At 59.9% G+C, this 25,561-nt stretch carries 20 protein-coding genes and 1 pseudogene; 11 read left to right on the top strand and 10 right to left on the bottom strand.

Features of this window, described 5'->3' with window-relative positions:
• Position 1 precedes the first annotated feature (1 nt).
• The 3 genes from NVV94_RS21705 to NVV94_RS21715 all read left to right on the top strand — a co-directional run bounded on the left by NVV94_RS21705 (position 2) and on the right by NVV94_RS21715 (position 6,105).
• The gene (locus NVV94_RS21705; RefSeq protein WP_258444401.1) at positions 2 to 3,163 is read left to right on the top strand and encodes an efflux RND transporter permease subunit; all 3,162 of its coding nucleotides are present in this window, start codon (positions 2 to 4) and stop codon (positions 3,161 to 3,163) included.
• Positions 3,160 to 4,611, top strand: coding sequence for an AdeC/AdeK/OprM family multidrug efflux complex outer membrane factor (locus NVV94_RS21710; protein WP_258444402.1), 1,452 nt, complete (start codon positions 3,160 to 3,162; stop codon positions 4,609 to 4,611). The genes NVV94_RS21705 and NVV94_RS21710 overlap by 4 nt, the downstream gene beginning before the upstream one ends.
• A 273-nt stretch (positions 4,612 to 4,884) precedes the next feature.
• Positions 4,885 to 6,105, top strand: coding sequence for an OprD family porin (locus NVV94_RS21715; protein ID WP_258444403.1), 1,221 nt, complete (start codon positions 4,885 to 4,887; stop codon positions 6,103 to 6,105).
• A gap of 106 nt (positions 6,106 to 6,211) precedes the next feature.
• On the opposite strand, the gene pcaC is transcribed toward NVV94_RS21715, so the two are convergent.
• The 7 genes from pcaC to pcaR all read right to left on the bottom strand — a co-directional run bounded on the left by pcaC (position 6,212) and on the right by pcaR (position 12,925).
• On the bottom strand, positions 6,212 to 6,604 hold the full coding sequence (gene pcaC, locus NVV94_RS21720; RefSeq protein WP_258444404.1) for a 4-carboxymuconolactone decarboxylase: 393 nt from the start codon (positions 6,602 to 6,604) through the stop codon (positions 6,212 to 6,214).
• Positions 6,605 to 6,614: 10 nt separating this feature from the next.
• Positions 6,615 to 7,406 carry a 3-oxoadipate enol-lactonase gene (gene pcaD, locus NVV94_RS21725; RefSeq protein WP_258444405.1) on the bottom strand — a complete coding sequence of 264 codons (792 nt, stop codon included), beginning with the start codon at positions 7,404 to 7,406 and terminating at the stop codon, positions 6,615 to 6,617.
• A gap of 11 nt (positions 7,407 to 7,417) precedes the next feature.
• On the bottom strand, positions 7,418 to 8,782 hold the full coding sequence (locus NVV94_RS21730) for a 3-carboxy-cis,cis-muconate cycloisomerase (RefSeq protein WP_258444406.1): 1,365 nt from the start codon (positions 8,780 to 8,782) through the stop codon (positions 7,418 to 7,420).
• A 233-nt stretch (positions 8,783 to 9,015) separates the two neighbouring features.
• Positions 9,016 to 10,221, bottom strand: a complete 1,206-nt coding sequence (pcaF, locus tag NVV94_RS21735; RefSeq protein WP_258447778.1) for a 3-oxoadipyl-CoA thiolase — start codon at positions 10,219 to 10,221, stop codon at positions 9,016 to 9,018.
• Entirely contained in the window at positions 10,218 to 11,000 is a 783-nt protein-coding gene (locus NVV94_RS21740; RefSeq protein ID WP_258447780.1) for a CoA-transferase subunit beta, read from the bottom strand. Before NVV94_RS21740 ends, pcaF begins: the two co-directional genes overlap by 4 nt.
• The gene (locus tag NVV94_RS21745) at positions 10,997 to 11,854 is read right to left on the bottom strand and encodes a CoA transferase subunit A (RefSeq protein WP_258444407.1); all 858 of its coding nucleotides are present in this window, start codon (positions 11,852 to 11,854) and stop codon (positions 10,997 to 10,999) included. The genes NVV94_RS21740 and NVV94_RS21745 overlap by 4 nt, the downstream gene beginning before the upstream one ends.
• Positions 11,855 to 12,082: 228 nt before the next feature.
• Positions 12,083 to 12,925, bottom strand: a complete 843-nt coding sequence (pcaR, locus tag NVV94_RS21750; RefSeq protein WP_258444408.1) for a pca regulon transcriptional regulator PcaR — start codon at positions 12,923 to 12,925, stop codon at positions 12,083 to 12,085.
• A gap of 662 nt (positions 12,926 to 13,587) precedes the next feature.
• Between pcaR and NVV94_RS21755 the strand changes: the two genes are divergently transcribed.
• Positions 13,588 to 13,791, top strand: a complete 204-nt coding sequence (locus NVV94_RS21755; protein WP_258444409.1) for a hypothetical protein — start codon at positions 13,588 to 13,590, stop codon at positions 13,789 to 13,791.
• Positions 13,792 to 14,162: 371 nt separating this feature from the next.
• Positions 14,163 to 15,635, top strand: a complete 1,473-nt coding sequence (locus NVV94_RS21760; RefSeq protein WP_258444410.1) for an inorganic phosphate transporter — start codon at positions 14,163 to 14,165, stop codon at positions 15,633 to 15,635.
• A 59-nt stretch (positions 15,636 to 15,694) separates the two neighbouring features.
• Here NVV94_RS21760 and NVV94_RS21765 read toward each other — a convergent pair whose 3' ends face one another.
• Complete coding sequence (locus NVV94_RS21765; RefSeq protein ID WP_258444411.1) at positions 15,695 to 17,179, bottom strand: DUF853 domain-containing protein; 1,485 nt, start codon at positions 17,177 to 17,179, stop codon at positions 15,695 to 15,697.
• 329 nt (positions 17,180 to 17,508) lie between these two features.
• On the opposite strand from NVV94_RS21765, the pseudogene NVV94_RS27020 reads away from it, so the two are divergent.
• From NVV94_RS27020 to NVV94_RS21785, 5 genes and pseudogenes are all read left to right on the top strand, one after another.
• Positions 17,509 to 18,348, top strand: a pseudogene (locus NVV94_RS27020) (cache domain-containing protein); the annotation flags it as partial.
• A 141-nt stretch (positions 18,349 to 18,489) separates the two neighbouring features.
• A complete protein-coding gene (locus NVV94_RS27025) occupies positions 18,490 to 19,254 on the top strand; it encodes a methyl-accepting chemotaxis protein (RefSeq protein WP_408733522.1) in 765 nt (254 codons plus the stop codon).
• Between the two features lie 196 nt (positions 19,255 to 19,450).
• Complete coding sequence (locus NVV94_RS21775; protein WP_258444413.1) at positions 19,451 to 20,563, top strand: glycosyltransferase family 1 protein; 1,113 nt, start codon at positions 19,451 to 19,453, stop codon at positions 20,561 to 20,563.
• Positions 20,556 to 21,335 carry a polysaccharide deacetylase family protein gene (locus tag NVV94_RS21780; RefSeq protein WP_258444414.1) on the top strand — a complete coding sequence of 260 codons (780 nt, stop codon included), beginning with the start codon at positions 20,556 to 20,558 and terminating at the stop codon, positions 21,333 to 21,335. The genes NVV94_RS21775 and NVV94_RS21780 overlap by 8 nt, the downstream gene beginning before the upstream one ends.
• On the top strand, positions 21,332 to 22,327 hold the full coding sequence (locus NVV94_RS21785; protein ID WP_258444415.1) for a lysylphosphatidylglycerol synthase transmembrane domain-containing protein: 996 nt from the start codon (positions 21,332 to 21,334) through the stop codon (positions 22,325 to 22,327). Before NVV94_RS21780 ends, NVV94_RS21785 begins: the two co-directional genes overlap by 4 nt.
• A gap of 59 nt (positions 22,328 to 22,386) precedes the next feature.
• Here NVV94_RS21785 and purU read toward each other — a convergent pair whose 3' ends face one another.
• Positions 22,387 to 23,238 carry a formyltetrahydrofolate deformylase gene (gene purU / locus NVV94_RS21790; RefSeq protein ID WP_258444416.1) on the bottom strand — a complete coding sequence of 284 codons (852 nt, stop codon included), beginning with the start codon at positions 23,236 to 23,238 and terminating at the stop codon, positions 22,387 to 22,389.
• A 344-nt stretch (positions 23,239 to 23,582) separates the two neighbouring features.
• Here purU and mvaT point away from each other — a divergent pair, with 344 nt between their 5' ends.
• Complete coding sequence (gene mvaT, locus NVV94_RS21795) at positions 23,583 to 23,960, top strand: histone-like nucleoid-structuring protein MvaT (RefSeq protein ID WP_258444417.1); 378 nt, start codon at positions 23,583 to 23,585, stop codon at positions 23,958 to 23,960.
• An 84-nt stretch (positions 23,961 to 24,044) separates the two neighbouring features.
• Here the strand turns inward: mvaT and sbcB are convergent, their stop codons facing one another.
• Positions 24,045 to 25,475 (bottom strand): exodeoxyribonuclease I, encoded by a 1,431-nt coding sequence (gene sbcB / locus NVV94_RS21800; RefSeq protein ID WP_258444418.1) that lies wholly within the window; start codon positions 25,473 to 25,475, stop codon positions 24,045 to 24,047.
• Positions 25,476 to 25,561: the final 86 nt, after the last annotated feature.

The raw sequence follows: 25,561 nt of genomic DNA on the forward strand, positions 1-25,561 counted from the left end.
AATGTCGAAATTCTTTATCGACCGTCCGATCTTCGCCTGGGTAATTGCCCTGGTGATCATGTTGGTCGGGGCACTTTCGATCCTGAAATTGCCGATCAACCAGTACCCGAGCATCGCGCCTCCGGCCATCGCCATTGCCGTGACCTACCCGGGCGCGTCGGCGCAGACGGTGCAGGACACCGTGGTCCAGGTGATCGAGCAACAGCTCAACGGGATCGACAACCTGCGTTACGTGTCGTCGGAAAGCAACTCCGACGGCAGCATGACCATCACCGCGACCTTCGAGCAGGGCACCAACCCTGATACGGCCCAGGTCCAGGTCCAGAACAAGCTGAACCTGGCCACCCCGCTGCTGCCGCAAGAAGTGCAGCAACAGGGTATCCGCGTCACCAAGGCCGTGAAGAACTTCCTGATGGTGATCGGCCTGGTGTCCGAAGACGGCAGCATGACCAAGGACGACCTGGCCAACTACATCGTTTCGAACATGCAGGACCCGATCTCGCGAACTGCCGGCGTCGGTGACTTCCAGGTGTTCGGTGCCCAGTACGCCATGCGTATCTGGCTCGACCCGGCCCAGCTGAACAAGTACCAGTTGACCCCGGTCGACGTGAAAGCTGCCGTCGCGGCACAGAACGTCCAGGTCTCTTCCGGCCAATTGGGTGGCCTGCCCGCCCTGCCCGGCCAGCAGCTCAATGCCACCATCATTGGCAAGACCCGCCTGCAGACCGCCGAGCAGTTCGAAAAGATTCTGCTCAAGGTCAACCGCGATGGTTCGCAAGTACGCCTCAAGGATGTCGCCAAGGTTGCCCTGGGTGGCGAGAACTACAGCGTCAGCGCCCAGTTCAACGGCAAGCCGGCCTCGGGCCTGGCGATCAAGCTGGCCACCGGCGCCAACGCCCTGGACACCGCCAAGGCGCTGCGCAAGACCATCAGCGACCTTGAACCCTTCTTCCCCGAAGGCATGAAAGCGGTATTCCCGTACGACACCACGCCTGTGGTGACCGAGTCGATTTCCGGCGTGATCCAAACGCTGGTCGAAGCGATCGTACTGGTGTTCCTGGTGATGTACCTGTTCCTGCAGAACTTCCGCGCCACGGTGATCACCACTATGACGGTGCCGGTGGTACTGCTCGGCACCTTCGGGATCCTGGCGGCCTTTGGCTTCAGCATCAACACCCTGACCATGTTCGGCATGGTGCTGGCCATCGGCTTGCTGGTGGACGATGCCATCGTAGTGGTGGAAAACGTCGAGCGGGTCATGGCCGAGGAAGGCCTGTCACCCAAGGAGGCGACCAGGAAGTCCATGGGCCAGATCCAGGGCGCACTGGTCGGTATCGCCCTGGTACTGTCCGCCGTACTGTTGCCCATGGCGTTCTTCGGTGGCTCGACCGGGGTGATCTACAAACAGTTCTCGATCACCATCGTCTCGGCCATGACGCTGTCGGTACTGGTCGCACTGATTTTCACCCCGGCCCTGTGCGCGACCATGCTCAAGGCGATTCCCAAGGGTGAACATCACACGCCAAAACGCGGCTTCTTTGGCTGGTTCAACCGCAATTTCGATCGCAGCGTACAAAGTTATGAGCGCGGCGTGGGCAATATGCTGCGGCACAAGGCGCCGTACCTGCTGGCCTATGTGATCATCATTGTCGGCATGATCTGGCTGTTCGCGCGCATTCCGACGGCGTTCCTGCCCGAGGAAGACCAGGGTGTAGTCTTTGCCCAGGTGCAGACACCGGCAGGTTCCACCGCCGAGCGCACCCAGGTCGTGGTCGACGAAATGCGCAGCTATCTGCTCGAAGAAGAAGGCGATACCGTCGCCTACGTGTTCACCGTGAACGGCTTCAACTTCGCCGGTCGCGGCCAGAGCTCGGGCATGGCCTTCATCATGCTCAAGCCATGGGAGGAGCGTTCGGCAGAGAACAGCGTATTCAACCTGGCCACCCGCGCCCAGCAGCACTTCTCCACCTTCCGCGACGCCAAGGTTTTCGCGTTCGCGCCCCCGGCAGTACTGGAACTGGGTAACGCCACCGGTTTCGACGTGTTCCTGCAGGACCGCGCCGGGGTTGGTCACGACAAGTTGATGGAAGCTCGCAATCAGTTCCTCGGCATGGCGGCCCAGAGCAAAGTGCTGACCGCAGTGCGACCCAACGGCCTGAACGACGAGCCGCAATATCAACTGACCGTCGATGACGAACGCGCCAGTGCCCTGGGCGTGACCATCGCCGACATCAACAACACCCTGTCCATTGCCCTGGGTGCCAGCTACGTCAACGACTTCATCGACCGCGGTCGAGTCAAGAAGGTCTATATCCAGGGCCAGCCCGGCGCCCGCATGAACCCTGAAGACCTGAAGCAGTGGTACGTGCGCAACAGCAATGGCGAAATGGTCCCGTTCGCCTCCTTCGCGACCGGCCAGTGGATCTACGGTGCACCGAAGCTGTCGCGTTACAACGGCGTCGAAGCGATGGAGATCCTCGGTGCCCCCGCCCCTGGCTACAGTACCGGTGAGGCCATGGCGGAAGTCGAGGCCCTGGCCGCGAAACTGCCGGCCGGCATTGGTTACTCCTGGACCGGCCTGTCGTATGAAGAACGGCTGTCCGGCTCCCAGGCACCGGCCTTGTATGCGTTGTCGCTGCTGATGGTGTTCCTCTGCCTGGCTGCGCTGTATGAAAGCTGGTCGATTCCGGTTGCGGTCATGCTGGTGGTGCCGCTGGGGATCATCGGTGCACTGTTGGCGACCAGCCTGCGTGGCTTGTCCAATGACGTGTACTTCCAGGTCGGCCTGTTGACGACGATCGGCCTGGCGGCGAAGAACGCGATTCTGATCGTCGAATTCGCCAAGGAACTGCACGAGCAGGGTCGCAGCCTGATCGACGCGGCCATCGAGGCCTGCCGCATGCGTCTGCGCCCGATCATCATGACGTCGCTGGCGTTCATTCTCGGCGTGGTGCCACTGGCGATTTCCACCGGCGCAGGTTCCGGTAGCCAACATGCCATCGGTACCGGTGTAATTGGCGGTATGCTGACCGCCACGGTACTGGCGATCTTCTGGGTACCCCTGTTCTTCGTGAGCGTGTCGTCGCTGTTCGGCAGCAAGAAGCCCGAGGCTGAAGAAGCGACAGACACTCCTGAAACTCCAAGCTATGAGGCTGGGAAATGAGCAAGTCCTTACTGTCCCTGGCGGTAGCCGCGTTTATTCTGGGCGGCTGCTCGCTGATTCCTGACTACCAGCGGCCTGAAGCGCCGGTAGCGACACAATGGCCTGTCGGGCCGGCCTACGAGCCGTCCCAGGCAGCCGGTGTTGCGGCCGCAGAGCAAGGCTGGCGCCAGTTCTTTCATGATCCGGCGCTGCAAAAACTGATCGAGACGTCCCTGGTAAACAACCGCGACCTGCGCGTCTCGGCGCTCAACATTGATGCCTACCGGGCGCAGTACCGCATCCAGCGTGCGGACCTGTTCCCGGCGGTGTCGGCCGATGGCAGCGGCAGCCGCCAGCGGGTGCCGGCCGATATGTCGCAAACCGGGCAGTCGGCGATCACCAGCCAGTATTCGGCAACCCTGGGCGTAAGCGCCTATGAACTCGACCTGTTCGGTCGCATTCGCAGCCTGAGCGAGCAGGCGCTGGAAGTCTATCTGTCGAGCGAAGAGGCCCGTCGCTCCACGCAGATCAGTCTGGTTGCCAGCGTCGCCAATGCCTACTTCACCTGGCAGGCCGACCAGGCCCAGTACAAGCTGGCCCAGGAAACCCTGAAAACCTTTGAAGAAAGCTACAAGCTGACGGCACGCAGCAGTGAGGTCGGCGTGGCTTCGGCACTGGACCTGAGCCAGTCACGCACGTCAGTCGAAAACGCCAAGGCCCAACTGGCGAAATACAAACGCCTGGTCGCCCAGGACCTGAACTTCCTGGTCCTGCTGGTCGGCACCGGCCTGCCGGACAACCTGCCCGCAAGCCAACCACTCGACGCCGACCTGCTCAGCGACATACCGGCCGGCCTGCCATCGGACCTGCTGCAGCGTCGCCCGGACATTCTCGAAGCCGAGCATTTGCTCAAGGCCCAGAATGCCAATATCGGTGCCGCCCGCGCAGCGTTCTTCCCCAGCATCAGCCTGACGGCCAATGCCGGGACACTGAGTTCGGATCTGGACGGCCTGTTCAAGGGTGGCTCGGGTACCTGGTTGTTCCAGCCGCAGATCAGCCTGCCGATTTTCAACGCCGGAGCGCTGAAGGCGAGCCTGGATTACTCGAAGATCCAGAAAGACATCAATATCGCCAAGTACGAGAAGGCTATCCAGACGGCTTTCCAGGAAGTCTCCGATGGCCTGGCGGCGCGGCTGACGTTCAACGATCAGTTGCAGGCGCAGCGTGATCTGGTCAGTGCCAACCAGGATTACTACCGCCTGGCCGAACGTCGCTACCGTATCGGGGTCGACAGTAACCTGACCTTCCTCGATGCCCAGCGCCAGCTGTTCAGTTCTCAGCAGACGTTGATCACTGATCGTCTTTCGCAGTTGGTCAGCGAGGTCAATTTGTACAAGGCGCTGGGTGGCGGCTGGTACGAACAGACCGGGCAAGCAAAACAGGCCACGGCCGAGCAGCCTAAAGGCTGATCGAGTCGGCAGTGAATCGAAGCCCACCTCATGGTGGGCTTTTTTATGCAATGAATTCAGTGCGCAACAAAATTAACGAAATAGTTAGTGTGCGTTTATCGCCCAATTCCATCCTGGGCGAATTGATTCAACAAGGCTCCAGCAAGCACCATCGCCCGTACAGAAACCCAAGCGTCTGAACTGCGACCCCTCTCACCGTCGCAGTGGTTTGCTGCAGCCCGAAAACCATCAGAGACCACAACAATAATGAAAAAAATCCCCCTGAGCCCCCTCATGTCACTGGCATTGGTGGGCGCTACCCTCCCCGCTTTCGCCGCCGAATCGGGCTTTGTCAAAGACGCCAAGGTCAACCTCAACCTGCGCAACTTCTACATCAACCGCAACTTCGTCAACCCGACCAACCCACAAGGCAAAGCCGAGGAATGGACCCAGAGCTTCATCCTTGACGCCAAGTCAGGCTTCACCCAAGGCTTCGCAGGATTTGGCGTGGATGTGCTGGGCTTGTACTCGCTCAAGCTCGACGGCGGACGCGGCACGACCAACACCCAATTGCTGCCGGTACATGACGATGGTCGCCCTGCCGACGATTTCGGCCGGCTGGGTGTCGCCCTCAAAGCGAAGGTCTCGAAAACCGAATTGAAAGTCGGTGAATGGATGCCCGTGCTGCCGATTCTGCGTTCCGACGACGGCCGCTCGTTGCCGCAAACCTTCCGTGGCGGCCAGGTCACCTCCCAGGAAATCGATGGCCTGACGCTCTACGGCGGTCAATTTCGCGCCAACAGCCCGCGCAACGATGCGAGCATGGAAGACATGTCGATGACCGGCAGAGCTGCCTTTACCTCTGATCGGTTCAACTTCGTCGGCGGCGAATATGCCTTCAACGACAAGCGCACCCTGATTGGCTTGTGGAACGCCGAACTGCAAGACATCTACAGCCAGCAATATGTCAACCTGGTGCACAGCCAGCCGCTGGGCGACTGGACCTTGGGCGCCAACCTCGGCTATTTCATCGGCAAGGAAGATGGCAGCGAACGTGCAGGCGAGCTGGACAACAAGACCGCCTCGGCGCTGCTCTCGGCCAAGTACGGCAGCAATACCTTCTACGTCGGCCTGCAAAAGGTGAGCGGCGACAACGCCTGGATGCGCGTCAACGGCACCAGCGGCGGCACTCTGGCCAACGACAGCTACAACTCGAGCTTCGACAATGCCAAGGAACGCTCCTGGCAAGTGCGGCACGACTTCAACTTCGCAGGCGTCGGCATTCCCGGCCTGACCTTGATGAACCGCTATATCAGCGGCGACGATGTGCACACCGGCGTCATCACCGACGGCAAGGAGTGGGCGCGTGAATCGGAACTGGCTTATGTGGTGCAGTCCGGCGCCTTGAAGAGCTTGTCACTGAAGTGGCGCAACTCGACCATGCGCCGCGACTTCAGCAACAATGAGTTTGATGAGAATCGGCTGATTATCAGTTATCCGATCAGTATTCTTTGAAACCCGGCTGACGCTATCGCGGGCAAGCCCGCTCCCACAGGGATCGCGGTGGACTTGTGGGAGCGGGCTTGCCCGCGATGGAGCGCAAAAGCGCTCCCAATGTTTCTCAACCCCGCGACTCAACCCCCAACTCATCCCACACCGACTCTGCCAGGTGGAACGTCGCATTGGCCGCTGGAATGCCGCAGTAAATCGCACTCTGCATCAACACCTCCTTGATCTCTTCACGGGTCACGCCGTTGTTGGCGGCCGCGCGCAGGTGCAGCTTCAGTTCATCATTGCGGTTCATGCCGATCAGCATGGCGATGGTGATCAGGCTGCGGGTGTGCCGCGGTAAACCAGGACGAGTCCAGATATCGCCCCAGGCGTGCCGGGTGATCATTTCCTGGAACTCGCTGTTGAACTCGGTGAGGTTGTTCAGGCTGCGATCGACATGCGCATCGCCCAATACCGCCCGACGCACCTTCATCCCCTCGGCATAACGTTCTTTTTCGTCCACGGACAACTCCTCAACACGCCTGCAAAAAGTCGATGACACGACGGCTGAACGGCTCGCCGACTTCAACGTTGGACAAGTGCGCGGCGCGGAACTCGGCGTACTCGGCGCCGTCGATACGCTCCTGAATGAACAACCCGCCCTCCGGTGGCGTGACTGCATCTTCACTACCGGAGATGACCAGGGTCGGCACCGAAATCGCGCCCAGCTGATCGCGGAAATCCGCATCGCGCACAGCACCGCAGTTGGCGGCATAGCCTTGTGGCGAAGTGGCAGCGAGCATGTCGGTGATGCGTTTGGCCTGGGCCGGGTTTGCCTGGGCATAGGCAGGCGTGAACCAGCGGGCGATCGACGCATCGCGCAAGCCGACCATGGCTGCCTGGCCGTCGCGCAGGACCATTTCGATCCGTGGGTTCCAGACATCCGGGGTGCCGATCTTGGCAGCGGTGTTGCAGACGATCAGTTTGCGCAGACGATCCCCGGCGTTGATACCCAGCCATTGCCCGATCAGGCCGCCCATGGACAGGCCGCAGAAATAAGCGCGCTCGATATGCAAGGCGTCGAGCAGCGCCAGCACGTCGCGCCCCAGCTGTTCGATGCTGTAAGGACCCTCGGTCACCAGCGACTTGCCGTGCCCACGGGTGTCATAACGCAATACCCGGAAGTGCTGGGTGAACGCCTCGATCTGGGTATCCCACATATGCAGGTCGGTGCCCAGCGAGTTCGACAACACCAGCACCGGCGCATCGGCCGGGCCATCGAGCTGATAATTCAATTCGCCATCGACTAGTTGTACGCTTCCCACAGCAGCCTCCTTCAGGCACTCAATTCGGTATGTTCAGCTACAGCCCGCTCGACCCAGCGCTGGGCCTGGCCGAGATAATGGGCAGGATCGAGCAGACGATCGAGTTCGTCTGCCGAGAGTTCGGCGGTGACCTTGGGTTCATCGCCCAATACCGCGCGCAGATGACGCTGTTCGGCCACGGCTCGCTTGCAGCAGTGCTCAAGCAGATGATGCGCGGCATCGCGCCCCAGGCGTTGCGCCAGCACAATGCTGACGGCTTCGGCCAGGACCAGACCCTGGGTCAGATCGAGGTTGCGGCGCATGCGCATCGCGTCGACTTCCATCCCCTCGGCCAACAACAATGCCTGCTGCAACGCCCCGGAAACCAGGCAGCAGATTTCCGGCAACGTTTCCCATTCGGCGTGCCACAGGCCGAGGCTGCGCTCGTGCTCCTGAGGCATGGCGCTGAACATCGTCGCCAGCAGGCCCGGCACCCGGGTCGCTGCACCGATCAACACGGCGGCGCCCACCGGATTGCGCTTGTGCGGCATGGTCGATGAACCACCTTTGCCCGGTGCCGCCGGCTCGAACACTTCAGCCGCCTCGGTCTGCATCAACAGGCTGACATCGCGCCCCAGCTTGCCCAGGCTACCGGCGACAAGGCCCAGTACCGAGGCGAACTCGACCAAACGATCACGCTGGGTGTGCCAGGGTTGCTCCGGCAGGGCCAATTGCAATTCGTTCGCCAGCGCCTGCGCTACCGGCCAGGCTTGACTGCCCAAGGCCGCCAGCGTGCCGGAGGCGCCACCGAACTGAAGGCTCAGCAAGCGCGGCTTGAGCTCGCGCAGGCGTTGGCGGCTGCGGCTGACCGCACCCAGCCAGCCGGCGATTTTCATTCCCAGCGTGACGGGGGTCGCATGCTGCAACCAGGTACGCCCAGCCAGCGGCGTGCCTTCGTGAAGCTTGGCCTGACGCGCCAGGGCTGCGCCAAGACGAGCCAGATCGGACTCGATCAAGCCCAGCGCGTCGCGCAATTGCAGGACGAGCCCGGTGTCCATGACATCCTGGCTTGTAGCGCCCAGGTGCACATAGCGTTCAGCTTCTGCATCACTGCGGGCAATCTGTTTGCCCAAGGCCTTGACCAATGGGATCGCCGAGTTGCCCGCTGTGGCGATGGCTTCGCCCAGCGCTTGAAAGTCATAGAGATCGGCCTTGCAGGCAGCTTCGATCGACCCCACCGCCGCTGACGGAATCACCCCGACACTGGCCTCGGCACGCGCCAGTGCGGCTTCGAAATCGAGCATGCCCTGGACGCGCCCCTTATCGGAGAACACATCTCGCATGTTGCGGGCAGTGAAGTAAGCATCGAACAACTGATTGCCCGGTCTTTGGCTCATAGGAAATCCTTAAGGCGCGCGTCGAGAATGGCCCGCGCGAAATGATCGATGATCATGATGCAGGTAGGCATTGGGCCATTATGACCTTCACGTAGATCATTAGAGTCTAGACACCCTCAATAACAATCCCGCACCGCAAAACAATTACCCAAAACACAGATGACCTTGCGTGGAGGACAACCATGTTCCGGGTAAGGGTTCAAGCAGGTGGCACCGGTTGCGGTGCCACTTTTTCAAACGCGTTCGATCGCCAGCGCCAGGCCCTGGCCTACGCCGACGCACATGGTCGCCAGGCCTTTCTTGCCGCCGGTTTTCTCCAGCTGATGCAACGCCGTGAGGATCAGGCGAGCGCCACTCATGCCCAGCGGGTGCCCCAGGGCGATGGCGCCGCCGTTGGGATTGACCTGTGGTGCATCATCGGCCAGACCCAGCTCACGCAGTACGGCCAGGCCTTGACTGGCGAAGGCTTCGTTGAGTTCGATCACGTCGAAATCAGCAACCGCCAGGCCCAGGCGTTCAGTCAGTTTGCGTACCGCCGGAACCGGGCCGATACCCATGACCCGTGGTGCTACGCCGGCACTGGCCATACCGAGCACGCGCGCGCGCGGGGTCAGGCCATGTTTTTTGACCGCTTCGGCCGAGGCCAGGATCATGGCCGCTGCGCCGTCGTTGACGCCCGAAGCGTTGCCCGCGGTGACGGTCTTGTCCGGGCCGTTGACCGGCTTGAGCTTGCTCAGGGTTTCCAGGCTGGTATCGGCCCGTGGGTGTTCGTCCTGCTCGACCACGGTCTCGCCTTTCTTGTGGGCGATGCGCACCGGCACGATTTCTTCGGCGAAGAACCCGGCGGCCTGCGCCGCAGCTGTGCGCTGCTGGCTGCGCAGGGCGAAGGCGTCCTGGTCGGCACGGGAGATCCTGTAGTCGTCGGCAACATTGTCGGCAGTCTGCGGCATGGCATCGACTCCGTACTGGGCTTTCATCAAGGGGTTGATGAAACGCCAGCCGATGGTGGTGTCTTCCAGCTTCATGTTGCGCGAAAACGCCGCGTCCGCCTTGCCCATCACAAATGGCGCCCGCGACATCGACTCGACGCCGCCGGCAATTGCCAGCTCCATCTCACCGCTGGCAATGGCGCGGAAGGCGGTACCCACCGCATCCATGCCCGACGCACAGAGACGGTTCAGGGTGACGCCCGGAATGCTTTCCGGCAAGCCGGCCAGCAGCAGCGCCATGCGCGCCACGTTGCGGTTGTCTTCGCCGGCCTGGTTGGCGCAGCCGAGGAATACCTCGTCCACCTGGTCCCAGTGCACCGACGGGTTGCGCTCGATCAGGGCCTTGATCGGCGCGGCGGCCAGGTCATCGGCCCGGACGCTGGACAGGCCACCGCCAAAGCGGCCGATCGGGGTGCGAATCGCATCGCAGATATAGACGTCACGCATCAGGCTTCTCCTGGCGCTTGGCCGTGAGCGGCCGCGGTACGTGCTTCCAGATCGCGCAAGGCAGTCAGTTCGACGTCGGTCGGCTCGGCGGTTTCGGTCACGTTGTCGGCGAAGCGGATTGCCCAGCCGGTGGCCGCGACGATCTGCTCGCGGGTCACGCCAGGGTGAATGGCGGTGACCACAAACTCATTGGTGCCGGCTTCCGGCTCCATGATGCACAGGTCAGTGATGATCCCGACCGGGCCTGCGCCCGGCAAGCCCAGACGCTTGCGCGAATCGCCGCCTTCGCCATGACCGACCGAGGTGATGAAGTCCAGCTTGTCGACAAATGCACGGTTGGACTGCTTGAGGATGATCAACACGGTTTTCGCGGAGCCGGCAATTTCCGGCGCCCCGCCTGCACCCGGCAGACGAACCTTCGGATTGTGGTAGTCGCCGACCACTGTGGTGTTGATGTTGCCGAAGCGGTCGACCTGGGCGGCACCGAGAAAGCCCACGTCGATACGGCCACCTTGCAGCCAGTAACGGAAAATCTCGCCAGTCGGCACCACGGTGTCGGCGGTTTCCGCCAGTTCACCGTCACCGATCGACAGCGGCAGCACAGTCGGCTTGGCACCGATCGGGCCGGATTCGTAAATCAGGACCACGTCTGGCGACGATGTCAGACGGGCCAGGTTGGCGGCCTTGGAGGGCAGGCCGATGCCGACGAAGCAGACAGAACCGTTTTTCAGGCGACGGGCCGCAGCCACGGTCATCATTTCATTGGTGGAGTAGTTCATTATTGAGCCTCCGAAGCGCTGGCCAATTTTGCCTTGAATGCGTTGAAATCAGCGGTGCCACGGATGTACTCGTCGATCCACGCGGTGAAGGTCTCACGGTTGCGGGCGATCGGGTCCCAGGCCTGATAGAAACGGTTGTCACGCTCGGAGTAGCCGTGCGCGTAAGAAGGATGGGCACCACCAGGAACCAGGCAGACTGCCGTCAGGGCCCAGGTCGGCAGCACGCAGGCGTTCATCGGTGCCTGCAGATCATCGACGATTTCCTCGACGGTGACGATGCAACGCTTGGCCGCCAATGCCGCTTCTTTCTGTACGCCGAGAATTCCCCACAGCAGCACGTTACCCTTGCGGTCGGCCTTCTGCGCATGGATGACAGTCACGTCCGGGCGTACCGACGGCACCGCAGCCAGTACTTCGCCGGTGAATGGGCACGTGACGGTCTTGATCAGCGGGTTGACCTTCGGCAGGTCGGAACCGGCATAAGCGCGCAGCACCGCGAAGGGAAGGCCCGAAGCGCCGGCAACATAAGCGTTGGCGAGGTCGGCATGGCTGTGTTCTTCGATTTCCATGGCGTGCGGCCACTGCTTCTCGACCGCATCACGCAGACGGTGCAGCGAACCTACCCCAGGGTTGCCGCCCCAGGAGAAGATCAACTTGCTGGCGCAGCCGGCACCGATCAATTGGTCATAGATCAGATCAGGAGTCATGCGCACCAGCGTCAGATTCTTCTTGCCCTGACGAATGATTTCATGACCCGCAGCCGTCGGGATCAAGTGCGTGAAGCCTTCGAGTGCAACGGCATCGCCATCGTTGACGAATTGCTTCACTGCTTCGTGGAGCGAGAGAATTTCAGCCATGGGAGACTCCTTGATTCACTGAGCCGATTGTCGGAGGTTGGGGCGCATTTATTGCCCAGGAATGACTGCAGATTAAGCCGGGCATCCCTCGCGTACAATCCGATAATCGAGTATCCGTTCGATTATCGAACCAATTGTTGTCAAGCTACCCTTCATCTCCCTCGGTGAAAAAAAGGCCCTGTCCCTGGCCGGGACAGAGCCTTTTGGCGTTGCCTGGATTCAGGAGAGTCAGGCGAACAACTGCGCACTGAGATCGCCACTCGCACTGAGCATGATCGGCAAAAAACGCTGCTCAAGTTCGCTGCGGCTGACCCGCCCGGCATGGGTACTGACGTTCAGCGCCGCCAGTACCTGGCCCGACGCGTCGTAAACGGGCACCGCGATAGAGCGCAAACCCTGCTCGAGCTCCTGATCGACAATGCACCAGCCTTGCTGCCGGACCTGTTGCAGGCATTCGAGCAGTGCCACCGGATCACTGATGGTACGGCTGGTCTTGGGTTGAAGGTCGGCGTGTTCGAGGTATTCATGCAAGGTGGCATCGTCCAGCGCTGCCAGCAGGATCCGCCCCATGGACGTGCAATAGGCCGGCAACCGTCCACCCACCGAAAGGTCGACCGAGATCAATCGTTGGGTCGTCGCCGAGCGGGCAATATAGAGGATGTCGTCGCCCTCCAGAGTGGCCATGTTGCAGGCTTCATGCAGTTGTTCGCTCATACGGTCCAGGTACGGCTGAGCCGAAACCGCCAGTGGCGTCGAGGACAGGTACGCATGCCCGAGGGTCAACACTTTGGGCAGCAGCGAATAGGTGCGTCCATCGGTGGTGGCATAACCCAGTTTGATCAGGGTATGCAGGCAACGGCGTACCGCAGCTCGGGGAATCTCGGTACGGTGGCTGATCTGGGCGATGGTCAGGTGGCGCTTGCGCTCCTGGAAAGCCTGCACCACTGCCAGGCCTCGGGCCAGCGAGGTCATGAAGTCCGGGTCACCGGTCAATGCCTGGATCCTCTTGGCCGGAGACGCCACAATGGGCGGTGCCAACGAGGTGAATGAATTGCGCAGTTGATCGTTCATTCCAGGTCCTTTATTCCGTAGATCTTTACTCATGGCTCACGCTGCCCTCTCGAGGGAACACGCCTATGTGGTCCGATTATCGAACCATCGACCGATAATCGCAATTGACCATTGCCACCGATGCTTATACCTTTCCCGCGCCACAATGTGGCTTCTTGGAGATCTTGGTCAGGTACCCACCAAAGAAGTCCCAGGCACGGCCTTGCCCACGAAGCGAGGCCGTTTTTCTCTATTCTGGACGAACCTGTTTCAACTTTCCGCCGATGCTGAAAGCGGACGTTCCCCAATAGGCTCACGCTTTCGGCATGTCGATGTAACAATCCCCACACATAAAGTTGACCTGACTGAAGTGTCCGGCGATAGTCTTATTTCATTCAATTGCTATAATCATTGTCAGTGACCAATTCGCTCCCATGAAGAACGGATCCTGTCACACCCGCAAATGTCCTCAAGGTTGGCCGAACGCCCACTTTGCATTTGCCAGTTACATGAGAACTGTAGCTACGACAGCTGTAAATCTCTGGTGCCGTGGCCGCGTGCTCCTACCGTTCCCGATTGACCGCTGCAAGCCTCCAGGCTGGTACTCCACGCAGCTGACTCGCCAGAACAGAAGTGCATTGCGTTTTACACCAGAATCCACCACTACTTTATTAGGTAACAAAGTGACGAAAGATGAACTGCGCGCGGAACTTGAGCGCCAGGAACAACGTTACAAGGAAGTCTACGGCGGGGAAGTCACCACCTACGCCGCGCAACCTGATCCGGAACGCAAGCCATGGCGTAAAAGAGCCAGTGTCCAGGACCAGGCTTTTGTCCAGGAACTGCAGAAGATGGAAAAGGATCTCAAGGCAGAGCAACAGCCTTAAGCGACTTCCCGAAGAATAGAAGCAGCCACACCTGGCTCGACACAACGCATCGCCCGACCTTTTGCGGGCGAGCACGGGCGCGGCATTTCTTGAGAAATGCCGGATAAATATTGGCTGTCGAAAAGTTCAGTAACTGAATCACACAAATTTCAAACAGTCGTTTGAAATATTTCGTGCGCCGATTTTGATAACATCTTCACCGCCGTTGCCTTCAAAATTCTGCAATTTAGCTGCCGTTCAAGCATTCCGACTGCAGTGGCAGGCGCTGTCAACCCACGATTTCCGGGTATTACCGATCAGCAGCAAGTGCATTGATTTCTAGGGTTTTCTGGCATAATCGCGCCCCCTTATGACCGGGTCAGAAAACCTTCATGATCGATTTATTCAGCGGACTTGATGCTTGGGTGCTGGTGAGCTTGCTGCTCGCCCTGGCCTTTGTCCTCACCTTCGAGTTCATCAACGGCTTTCATGACACCGCTAACGCGGTTGCCACAGTCATCTATACCAAAGCCATGCCGCCACATCTGGCCGTGTTCTTTTCGGGTGTCTTCAACTTTCTCGGGGTTCTGCTCGGCGGGGTCGGCGTGGCGTACGCCATCGTGCACCTGCTGCCGGTCGAACTGCTGATCAATGTGAACACCGGTCATGGTCTGGCAATGGTGTTCTCCTTGCTTGCCGCGGCCATCACCTGGAACCTCGGCACCTGGTACTTTGGTATTCCAGCGTCCAGCTCGCACACCCTGATCGGCTCGATCCTCGGCGTCGGCCTGGCCAATGCCCTGATCAACGACATCCCGTTGGGCGATGGCGTCAATTGGCAGAAGGCAATCGATATTGCCACTTCGCTGGTACTCTCGCCAATGGCGGGTTTCCTGGTGGCTGGCCTGGTGCTGATCAGCCTTAAATGGTGGCGTCCGCTGTCCAAGATGCACAAGACACCGGAGCAACGCCGCAGTATCGACGACAAAAAGCACCCGCCGTTCTGGAACCGCCTGGTATTGGTCATCTCGGCCATGGCCGTCAGCTTCGTGCACGGCTCCAACGACGGCCAGAAAGGCATCGGCCTGATCATGCTGGTGCTGATCGGTATCGTTCCGAGCCAGTTCGTGCTGGACCTGAACAGTACGACCTACCAGATCGAGCGGACTCGCGATGCAACCGTGCACCTGAGCCAGTTCTATGAGCGCAACAGCAGCACGCTGGGCGAGTTCCTGGCCCTGGGCAAGGCGAAAAGCAGCGACCTGCCTGAACAGTTCAGCTGCAACCCGCAACAGACCGAGCCCACCATCGCGGCCCTGTCGAACACCCTTAAAGGGGTTTCGGACTACCACTCGCTGCCGTCGGAAAAGCGCATCGAAGTGCGCCGCTACCTGCTCTGCCTGGATGACACCGCGAAGAAGGTCGGCAAGCTGCCTACCCTGCACGCACGTGAAAAGGCTGACCTGAACAAGCTGCGCAAGGACCTCACAGCCACCACCGAGTACGCCCCTTTCTGGGTGATCCTCGCCGTGGCGCTGGCCCTCGGCATCGGCACCATGGTTGGCTGGAAGCGTGTGGTATTGACCATTGGCGAGAAGATCGGCAAACAAGGCATGACCTACGCCCAGGGGATGTCGGCGCAGATCACCGCAGCCTGCGCCATTGGCCTTGCCAACATATTCAGCCTGCCGGTTTCGACCACGCACGTCCTTTCCTCGGGCGTAGCGGGCACCATGGTGGCGAACAAGAGCGGCCTGCAAGGCGGCACCATCAGGACCATCCTGCTGGCCTGGGTACTGACCCTGCCGACCTCGATGGCTCTGGCGGCCGGCTTGTTCTGGCTGGCGTCCAAAGCCCTGGCTTGATCGACCCGCTCATGAAAAAGGCGCCCCAGGGCGCCTTTTTCATGAGCAGAGCAACCCGCCTAGCGGCGTTTGCTGCCGCCGAGCAACGAACCCATCAACCCCCGGACCAACTGCCGCCCCAACTGATTGGCCGCCTGGCGCATGGCCGACTTCAGTGCCTGCCCGGCCACGCTGCCGAGAAACTCACCGGCTTTGTCGCTCAGGCTCTCACCGGCGGGGGTGGTTGTGTCTGGCGCAACGACCTGAGGGTCACCCACCTTGCGCGCCGCGAGCATTTCATAGGCCGATTCACGGTCGATCGGCTTATCGTAGCGCCCGGCCAGGGGCGACTGGCTGATCAAGGCCGCGCGTTCGGCCTGGCCGAGCGGCCCGATTCGCGACTGCGGCGGCGCTATCAGCACGCGCTGGACCATGGCTGGAGTGCCCTTGTCCTGCAATGTCCCCACCAACGCCTCACCAATCCCCAGTTCAGTCAGCACCGTCAGCGCATCGAACGCCGGGTTGGGCCGAAAGCCGTCAGCGACGGCCTTCAAGGACTTCTGCTCCTTGGCGGTGAAGGCGCGCAGGCCATGCTGGATACGCAAACCGAGCTGAGCCAGCACATCGTCCGGCAGATCGCCCGGAGACTGGGTGACGAAATAAACCCCGACCCCCTTGGAGCGAATCAACCGCACCACCTGCTCCAATCGCTCTTGCAGGGCCTTGGGCGTGTCGGCAAAGAGCAGGTGCGCCTCATCGAAGAACAGCGCCAACAGCGGTTTTTCCGCATCGCCGCGTTCCGGCAACTGCTCGAACAACTCAGCCAGCAGCCAGAGCAGGAAGGTCGCATACACCTTGGGCGCTTCATGCACCAGGCGACTGGCATCGAGCAGGTGAATCCGCCCACGCCCTTCTGCCGTGGGGTGCAGAATGTCTTCCAACTGCAGGGCCGGCTCGCCAAACAACGCTTCGGCCCCCTGCTGCTCCAGGGTTGCCAGCCGCCGCAGCAGGGCCTGGCTGGAACCTGTGGTCATCAAGGCACTGTCTTCACCCAACAGCTGCGGATTGTCCTTGAGGTGATTGAGCAGCGCCTTCAAATCCTTCAGGTCGAGCAGCAAAAGCCCTTCACTGTCTGCAACCTTGAATGCGGCATAGAGTGCCGCTTGCTGGCTGTCGCTCAACTCCAGCAGGCTGCCGAGCAAAAGCGGCCCCATTTCGCTGATGGTTGTTCGTAGAGGATGACCGGACTCGCCGTGTATATCCCACAAGGTCACCGGATAGGCCTGCGTTCTGTGATCGAGCCAGGGCATTCCGGCAATCCGCTCGGCGACCTTGCCCTGCGGGTTGCCTACCGCCCCCAGCCCGCACAGGTCACCTTTGATATCAGCGGCAAACACCGCCACACCCGCATCGCTGAAGGCTTCGGCCAAGCGTTGCAAGGTCACGGTTTTACCGGTCCCGGTAGCACCTGCCACCAGGCCATGACGGTTGGCCAGGCGCATTTCCTGGAAAATCGGCTGGCCGCCCAGGTCGGCACCGAGAACAAGTTGCGAAGAATCAGGCATTTTTTCACCCTTGGTTAAGCTTTGGCTCGAGTCTGTCGATACCAGTATAGGTAACAGGATTGTTCCGAATGACCGGTCAGATAAACCCCAAAGGGACGGGGGACTATCAGTTGTCAGCCTGTCATTTCATGTGAACAACTCTTGTGGGCAACCGGAATACAAGACCTTGGCGGACACAACACGTTATGAATAAAAACCTCCGTTTCAGCCACAAGATTCTGCTTGCGGCGTCCCTTATCGTAGTAGTCGCCTTCGCGCTATTCACGTTGTACAACGACTATCTTCAGCGTAATGCCATTGGCGAAGACCTGGATAACTATCTCAATGAAATGGGCGACGTCACTTCGACCAACATCAAGAACTGGTTCGACGGGCGCATTCTGCTGATCGAAAACCTTTCACAAAACGTCGCCTTGAACCCAGACCTGGCCAATGTCAGCGACCTGCTCGAACAAAAAGCCCTGGCCACAAGTTTCCTGGGTGTCTACCTGGGCGCAACCGATGGCAAGTTCCTCATTCGCCCCGACAGCAAGATGCCCGATGGATATGACCCGCGTGTTCGTCCCTGGTACAAGAGCGGCCAATCCAACAATGGGCCGGCATTGACCGAACCTTATATCGACATGGCGTCCAACAAGCTGGTGATTTCCATCGTTGCGGCAACCAGCAAGGGTGGTCAGAACGCTGGCGTGGTCGGGGGCGATCTGAGCCTCGATGCACTCACTGAAATCATCAATTCGCTGAATTTCGGCGGGATGGGCTACGCCTTCCTGGTCAGCGCCGATGGCAAGGTATTGGTCCATCCGGACAAGAACCTGGTGATGAAGTCACTGAGCGACGTCTACCCACAGAACACTCCGCGGATCAGCGGCGATCGCAGCGAAATCGAAGTGGACGGCAAGACTCGCATCCTGGCGTTCAGCCCGGTCAAGGGCCTGCCTTCGGTAAACTGGTACATCGGCCTGTCTATAGACAAGGACAAGGCCTACTCGATGCTCAGTGAATTCCGTGCCTCGGCTGTCATCGCCACCGTGATAGCCCTGGTGTTCATTATTACGTTGCTCGGCATGCTGATCCGCCTGCTGATGCAACCGCTGCACACCATGAGCCGGGCCATGGAAGACATCGCCGAGGGTGAAGGCGACTTGACCAAGCGCCTGACCATCCACACCCAGGATGAATTCGGCATTCTCGGCACAGCTTTCAACCGTTTCGTCGAACGGATTCATGGCTCGATCCGCGAAGTCTCGTCGGCCACCGAGCAAGTCAACGAAGTCGCCCTGCGCGTGGTCAGTGCGTCCAACTCCTCGATGCTCAACTCCGACGAACAGGCCAACCGGACCAACAGCGTGGCCGCAGCGATCAACCAACTGGGCGCCGCCGCCCAGGAAATCGCCCATAACGCCGCACAGGCTTCACAACACGCAAGCTCGGCCCGCCATCTGGCCGAAGAAGGCCAGCAGGTGGTCGATCGCAGCATCCAGGCGATGAACCGGCTGTCGGACCTGATCTGTACGTCAAGCGCTCACATCGAGACGCTTAACAGCAAAACCGTGAATATCGGCCAGATCCTCGAAGTCATCACCAGTATCTCTCAGCAAACCAATCTGCTGGCGCTCAACGCGGCGATCGAAGCCGCTCGCGCCGGCGAGGCCGGCCGCGGTTTTGCCGTCGTCGCCGACGAAGTCCGCAACCTGGCCCATCGCACCCAGGAATCGGCTCAGCAGGTGCAGAGCATGATCGAAGAGCTGCAGGTCGGCGCGCGCGAGTCGGTCAGCACCATGGGTGAGAGCCAGCGCCACAGCCAGGACAGTGTGTCGATCGCCAACCAGGCGGGCGAACGCCTGGGCAGCGTGACCCAGCGTATCGGCGAGATCGATGGCATGAACCAGTCGGTGGCGACCGCGACCGAGGAGCAGACGGCGGTGGTTGACTCGATCAACATGGATATCAACGAAATCAACACGCTCAATCAGGAGGGTGTAGAAAACCTGCAGTCCACCTTGCGTGCCTGTTCGGATCTTGAGCAGCAGGCTGCTCGGCTGAAGCAGCTGGTGGGTAGTTTCAGGATCTGATTGAGTCAGTCAGGGCCTCATCGCTGGCAAGCCAGCTCCTACAGGGTACGCGGTGTCCTTTGTAGGAGCTGGCTTGCCAGCGAAGAGGCCCGGATAGTCAACCAAGAAGCCCCAGCCGGTACGCACCATCGATCGAACAACTATCCTTCATAGAGGTCTACCTTAAAGGACAAGGTACTTCGGAGGGACGCTGATCGTGCATATTGCCGACATCACCATGTTCTATGCCCCTGCCAGTGGCGGCGTGCGTACTTACCTTGATGCCAAACATCGTCGCCTGGGAATCATCCCAGGTGTTCGCCACAGCCTGCTGATTCCGGGCGCCAATCACAGTCGACAAAACGGTATTTATCAAGTTCCGGCGCCTGCCCTGCCGTTTGGCAATGGCTATCGCTTTCCCCTGCGCCTGGCACCGTGGCGAAACGTCCTGCAAGATCTGCAACCGGATCTGATCGAAGTCGGCGACCCCTACCTCACCGCCTGGGCTGCGCTCGACGCCCGCCGACAACTCGATGTGCCTGTCATCGGCTTCTATCATTCGGACCTGCCGTTGCTGTTCAGCAACCGCATGGGCAATTGGTTCACACCGAACGTGGAAGCCTATGTGAGCAAACTGTATGGCAACTTCGACCGGGTCCTGGCCCCCAGCCAGGTCATGGCCGACAAGTTGCGCGGCCTGGGTATCAAGAACGTCCATGTGCAGCGCCTGGGCGTCGATCTCAATACCTTCAACCCGAGCCTGCGCGATGCAAACCTGAAAGCCGAGTTGGGCATCGACGACGATACCCAACTGCTGATCTTCGCCGGCCGCGGCTCCAGGGAAAAGAACATACCGGTCCTGCTCGACTGCATGACGCGGCTCGGCCGGCACTATCATTTGTTGCTGGTAGGCTCGCATATGCCTGGCGGCGTCCCCACCAATGTCACCGTGATCGACCATTTCTGCCCAGCCCAGGAGATCGCCCGGCTGCTGGCCAGTGCCGACGCCCTGCTGCATGCAGGCGTCCAGGAAACCTTCGGCCTGGTCATACTCGAAGCCATGGCCAGTGGCATTCCGGTGGTTGCCACGGCGGCCGGGGCGTTCCCGGAAATCGTCGGTGAAGGCTGCGGTATTCTTTGCACACCGAACGACAGCCTGGCCATGGCCCGTGCGGTGCGTGAGCTATTCAGCCAGGCCCCCCGTGACTTCGGCCAGCAGGCGCGCCGTCACGTCGAACAGAAATATTCCTGGGACACGGTGGTCAGTGGCCTGCTCGAGCACTACCGCGCCGTGCTGGGCAGCAACCTGTCGATGCCTGTCCATGCTTGAAGACACCTGCGCACCACGCAGCCTGCTGCTGGTGCTGCATGACGTCGCACCACAGACCTGGGCGGACTATCACCCCTTTGTCGAAGCAGTCGATGCCCTCGGTTCGATCCCCATGACCTTGCTGGTGGTTCCCGACTTCCATAAATGCAATGCAGTGGATAGAGATGGCTGTTTCCGGCACATGCTGGATCGGCGCCTGGCACAGGGTGATGAACTGGCCCTGCATGGCTACTACCACGTCGATGACAGCCCGGCGCCGCGCACTGCCCGGGATTTTTTCATGCGCCGCGTGTACACCCGGGAGGGCGAGTTCTACGCGCTCGACCAGCAGCAGGCACTGAACCGACTCCTTGCCGGTATCGAGGTTTTTCATCGCCATGACTGGCCTCTGGAGGGGTTTGTCGCCCCAGCCTGGCTGATGAGCGAAGGTACTCGCCAGGCACTGCGTTCATTGCCCTTGCACTACACCAGCGACCCGCAACACCTGTATCGACTGCCTGATTTCTCCTGCTTCGAGGCTCCCGGTCTGGTCTGGAGCACCCGCAGCGCCTGGCGCCGTGGGGTCTCCAGGCTGCTCAACGAGCGGTACGCAACGCGTTTGCAACACGCACCCACGATCCGCCTTGGACTGCATCCTGTGGATATGCGCCATGGCTTTTCCCGCAACTATTGGTTCAAGACCTTGCAGCAACTGTTGCATGACGGGCGCGAGCCAATGACCAAGGCTGCCTGGCTGGCCAGCCAGGACCGTAGTGGCGGCCCAGGAGCATGAGCCGGATTGCCTGGCTGTTGTTTGCCCTGCTGGCGGCGGTGCTGATCCCATTGCTGCTGGGCGGCAGAGAGATGCTGGTGCGGCTGCAAGCCTATCCACTGCCTATGTTGATGCAGCTGTTCGCCATGATCGGGGCCTGCTGGGTCATCAATGCCGCGCGCCTGCGCCTGCTGCTGGGCGATCAGGTCAGTCGCCTGAGCCGCCTGAAGAGCTTCGCCGTGATCCTGGCCACCGAGTTCGCTATCTGCGCGACCCCGGGCGGCAGCGGCGGCCCTCTGACCTTGATGGCCACGCTGGGACGCAGCGGCATACAGCCAGCACGCAGCAGTGCGGTATTTGCCATGGATCAGCTCAGCGACCTGGTGTTTTTCTTCTGCGCACTGCTCGGCATCCTGCTCTATGCCCTGTTTCAAAACCTCGATGATTACCTGGAGTGGATGCTGGTCGTCAGCGCCTTGCTGGTGCTTGTCGGCTTGAGCCTGTGCCTGGGGCTGGCACGCTTTCACCGTCAACTGTTGCGGATCAATGGACGATTACTGTCCCGACTGAATGTGCAACCGGCAACACGCCTGCGCTGGGCACGCAAGCTCCTGCTTTTTCTCGCCGCCTTTGCCGATACCTGCAAGCTGCCCTGGAGGACCCTCGCTGGAGTTTTCCTGCTGACATGCCTGCATTGGGGGCTGCGTTACAGCGTGTTGTACCTGGCACTGAGGGGGCTGGGCGTGGATCTGCAATGGGCCTGGAGTTTTCTGATCCAGATGCTTTCGCTCAGCGCCGGGCAATTCAGCCTGCTGCCTGGCGGTGCCGGCGCCGCCGAACTGACGTCGGCTGCACTGCTGGCGCCCATGGTGGGCAAGTCCACCGCCGCGGCGGCCATTCTGATCTGGCGAGCCGTGACCTACTACTTTTATCTGATCGCCGGTGGGCCGGTATTTCTGCTGATGGTCGGGCGCCCCTTGCTGCGCAAATTCATGCGGCTCAAGCAGGCTTAGGTTTATCGCCAGTCGCAGCCATTGACGGGCTTTCATTGCGAAAGCCCGGCCTGGCACTGTCAGTTGAACACGACAGTCTTGTTGCCGTGAACCAGCACACGGTCTTCCAGGTGATAGCGCAGCCCTCGGGCCAACACCATCTTCTCCACATCACGACCGAAGCGAACCATATCTTCGATGCTGTCGCTGTGGCTGACGCGAACCACATCCTGCTCGATGATGGGGCCTGCATCCAACTCTTCGGTCACATAGTGACAGGTTGCACCGATCAACTTCACCCCACGCAACGAAGCCTGGTGATACGGCTTGGCGCCGACAAACGACGGCAGAAAGCTGTGGTGAATGTTGATGACCTGGTGGGCATATTCTTCGCACAGCTGCGGTGGCAGGATCTGCATGTAGCGCGCCAGCACTACCACATCGGCCTGATGGTGCTTGACCAGGCGCGAGACTTCGGCGAACGCCGGCTGTTTGTCCTTCGGATCGACAGGCACATGGTAGTACGGGATGCCATGCCACTCGACCATGCTGCGCAGGTCATCGTGGTTGGAAATCACGCAGGCAATTTCGCAATCGAGTTCGTCGCTGTGCCAGCGGTGCAGCAAGTCGGCAAGGCAATGGGACTCGCGACTGGCCATCAACACCACGCGCTTCTTCTGGTCGGTATCGGTGATGCGCCAGACCATGGAGAACTCTTTGGCAATCGGCTCGAACGCTTCACGAAACTGCTCGATGCCAAAAGGCAGCGTGTCGGCACGAATCTCGTGACGCATGAAAAACCAACCACTGAGGTCGTCGGAGTGATGGCTCGCTTCGGTAATCCAGCCGTTGTAGGAAGCCAGGAAATTACTGACTTTGGCAACAATGCCGACACGGTCGGGGCACGCTATCACCAGCCGATAAGTGCGCATGGGGGAGACTCCAGAACTTCGCAAAGGCAGCTATTCTAGCGATTGCTTGAAAAAACTGCAGTACTCCTCGCAGGCTTCATCATCGGCCCGCGCTCAACCCGGCCGACATTCCGGCAAAACCGGGTCGGGCTCCATGTACTCAACACCTCACGGCCCCCGCGCCCAAGCCGCTCAATGCTGTTTGTCCGGAGCACGGCTTAATATCTAACTCTCGCCACGCAGTGTCGGGTTAAGATTTAAAGTAATTTGTCGGTAGTGGGTATTTAATGTTTACTTGATCAAACTGTCTGACTATTATTGCGGCACTGTCTCCCTGCCAACCCATTCATCATAAGGTAGTGCTCATGTCCCTGATCAACGAATACCGCGCCACAGAAGAAGCCATCAAAGAACTGCAAGCACGTTTGAAGAATCTGTCCCAAGACGACAAACTGCAAACCGAGCTGGAATTCGAAGGCAAACTGCGTACCCTGATGGGCGAATATCAAAAATCCCTGCGCGACATCATCGCGCTGCTGGATCCGGAAGCCAAAGTATCCAAGGCTCCACGCGGCGCCGTGAAAACTACCGGCACCAAGCGTGCCCGCAAGGTTAAACAGTACAAGAACCCACACAACGGTGAAGTCATCGAAACCAAAGGTGGCAACCACAAGACGCTGAAAGAGTGGAAAGCCAAGTGGGGCGGTGATGTGGTAGAAAGCTGGGCTACCCTGCTGGGCTAATTACCCGCAAGCTCATTGTTTAAATGCAACGAAAAAAAACGCCAGCTTGCTGGCGTTTTTTTTGTGGCTGCCGGACGCTCCCGGTCAAAGCCCCAGCTGCAAGGAAAGGCTCTGGGCATGGGCCCGCCATTGCTGCAGAATCTCCCGCTGCCCACTCGATGCATCGGCCCAAAAGGCTTCCAGTGCCTGATTGAAACTCTCCAGCGTATTGGGCGCCCCCATTGCCACGTTTGTCAGACGCTGCTGACAGAATTCTCGCCAACGCTGTTGTTCCGCCTCACTCAACGTATCGGAAAAGTTACGTGCGCGATATCGAAACAATAATTCCGGCAAACGATCATCATCGAACATCCACTGTGAACCCACCAATTGCTGTGGCTCTGCCAGCCTCACTTGCTCACATAAACGGCGGTCCCGGTCTCCGAGAAACCCGTCGTATAACTGCTGTTCCGGATCCTCACTCGGGGCAAAGTCTTCGCTGGAATAAAGGGCCTGCACTTTATCCTGCCAACGTGATTGCGCTTCAGCGAGCCGCAGTGCTTGAGCCTGATAATGCGCCATGTCCAAGTCCAACCGCTGTTGATCTTCACGGCGCAACACGTTTAACGGCGCCAACACTGGACACCGATTGACATGAATTAACTTGAGCGGCACCGGCAGTTGCCCTTGCGCCAAATCCTCACGTCGACTGTATAAACGCTGACGCAAAATATCAGCGTCCTCTTCGAGTAATGGATGAGGATCCAAGTGCAGGTCGCAGACAATCAATGCATTGCGATTACGCGGATGCCAGGCCAAGGGTAATACCACACCCAAATAGTTACGCGCAGCAGAAAACCGCCCGGAAATATGCACCAGTGGCTGCAAAAGCCTGATCTGGTCGAGCACTTTCTGCTTGCTGCGCGACTGAAACAACCAGTCATACAGTTTGGGTTGTTTGTCACGAATCAAACGGGCCAGGCCGATCGTGGCACGTACATCGGACAAGGCATCGTGGGCTTGTCCATGGTCAATGCCATTGGCGGCTGTCAGCAGCTCCAGCTTGAGGCTCGCACGCCCCTCTACCTGCGGCCAGTTGATGCCTTGCGGGCGCAATGCATAGGCGGTACGAACGACATCGATCAGGTCCCAGCGACTGTTACCGCCTTGCCATTCGCGGGCGTAGGGGTCGAAGAAGTTTCGATACAGGCTGTAACGAGTCACTTCGTCGTCGAAACGCAAGGTGTTGTAGCCTGCACCGCAAGTGCCAGGCCTGGCCAATTGGGCATGAATGCGGGTCATGAAATCCGCTTCGCTCAATCCTTGTTCGGCCAGGCGCTGGGGGGTAATCCCCGTGATCAGGCAGGCTGCCGGATGCGGCAGGATGTCGTCGCTGGGCCGGCAATAGAGGTTGACCGGCTCATCGATTTCGTTGAGATCGAGATCGGTGCGAATACCGGCGACCTGCAAGGGCCGGTCGCTGCGCGGATCGATTCCGGTGGTTTCGTAGTCGTACCAGAAAATACTGGAGCTCACGAGGCTATGTCCTGTGCTGGAGATCGCGTGAGTCTACATCAGGCCCGGCGCGTTCGAAGGATATGACATACCCTCAATGTGTCGGG

The organism is Pseudomonas sp. LS1212 (assembly GCF_024741815.1).
Taxonomy (GTDB): domain Bacteria; phylum Pseudomonadota; class Gammaproteobacteria; order Pseudomonadales; family Pseudomonadaceae; genus Aquipseudomonas.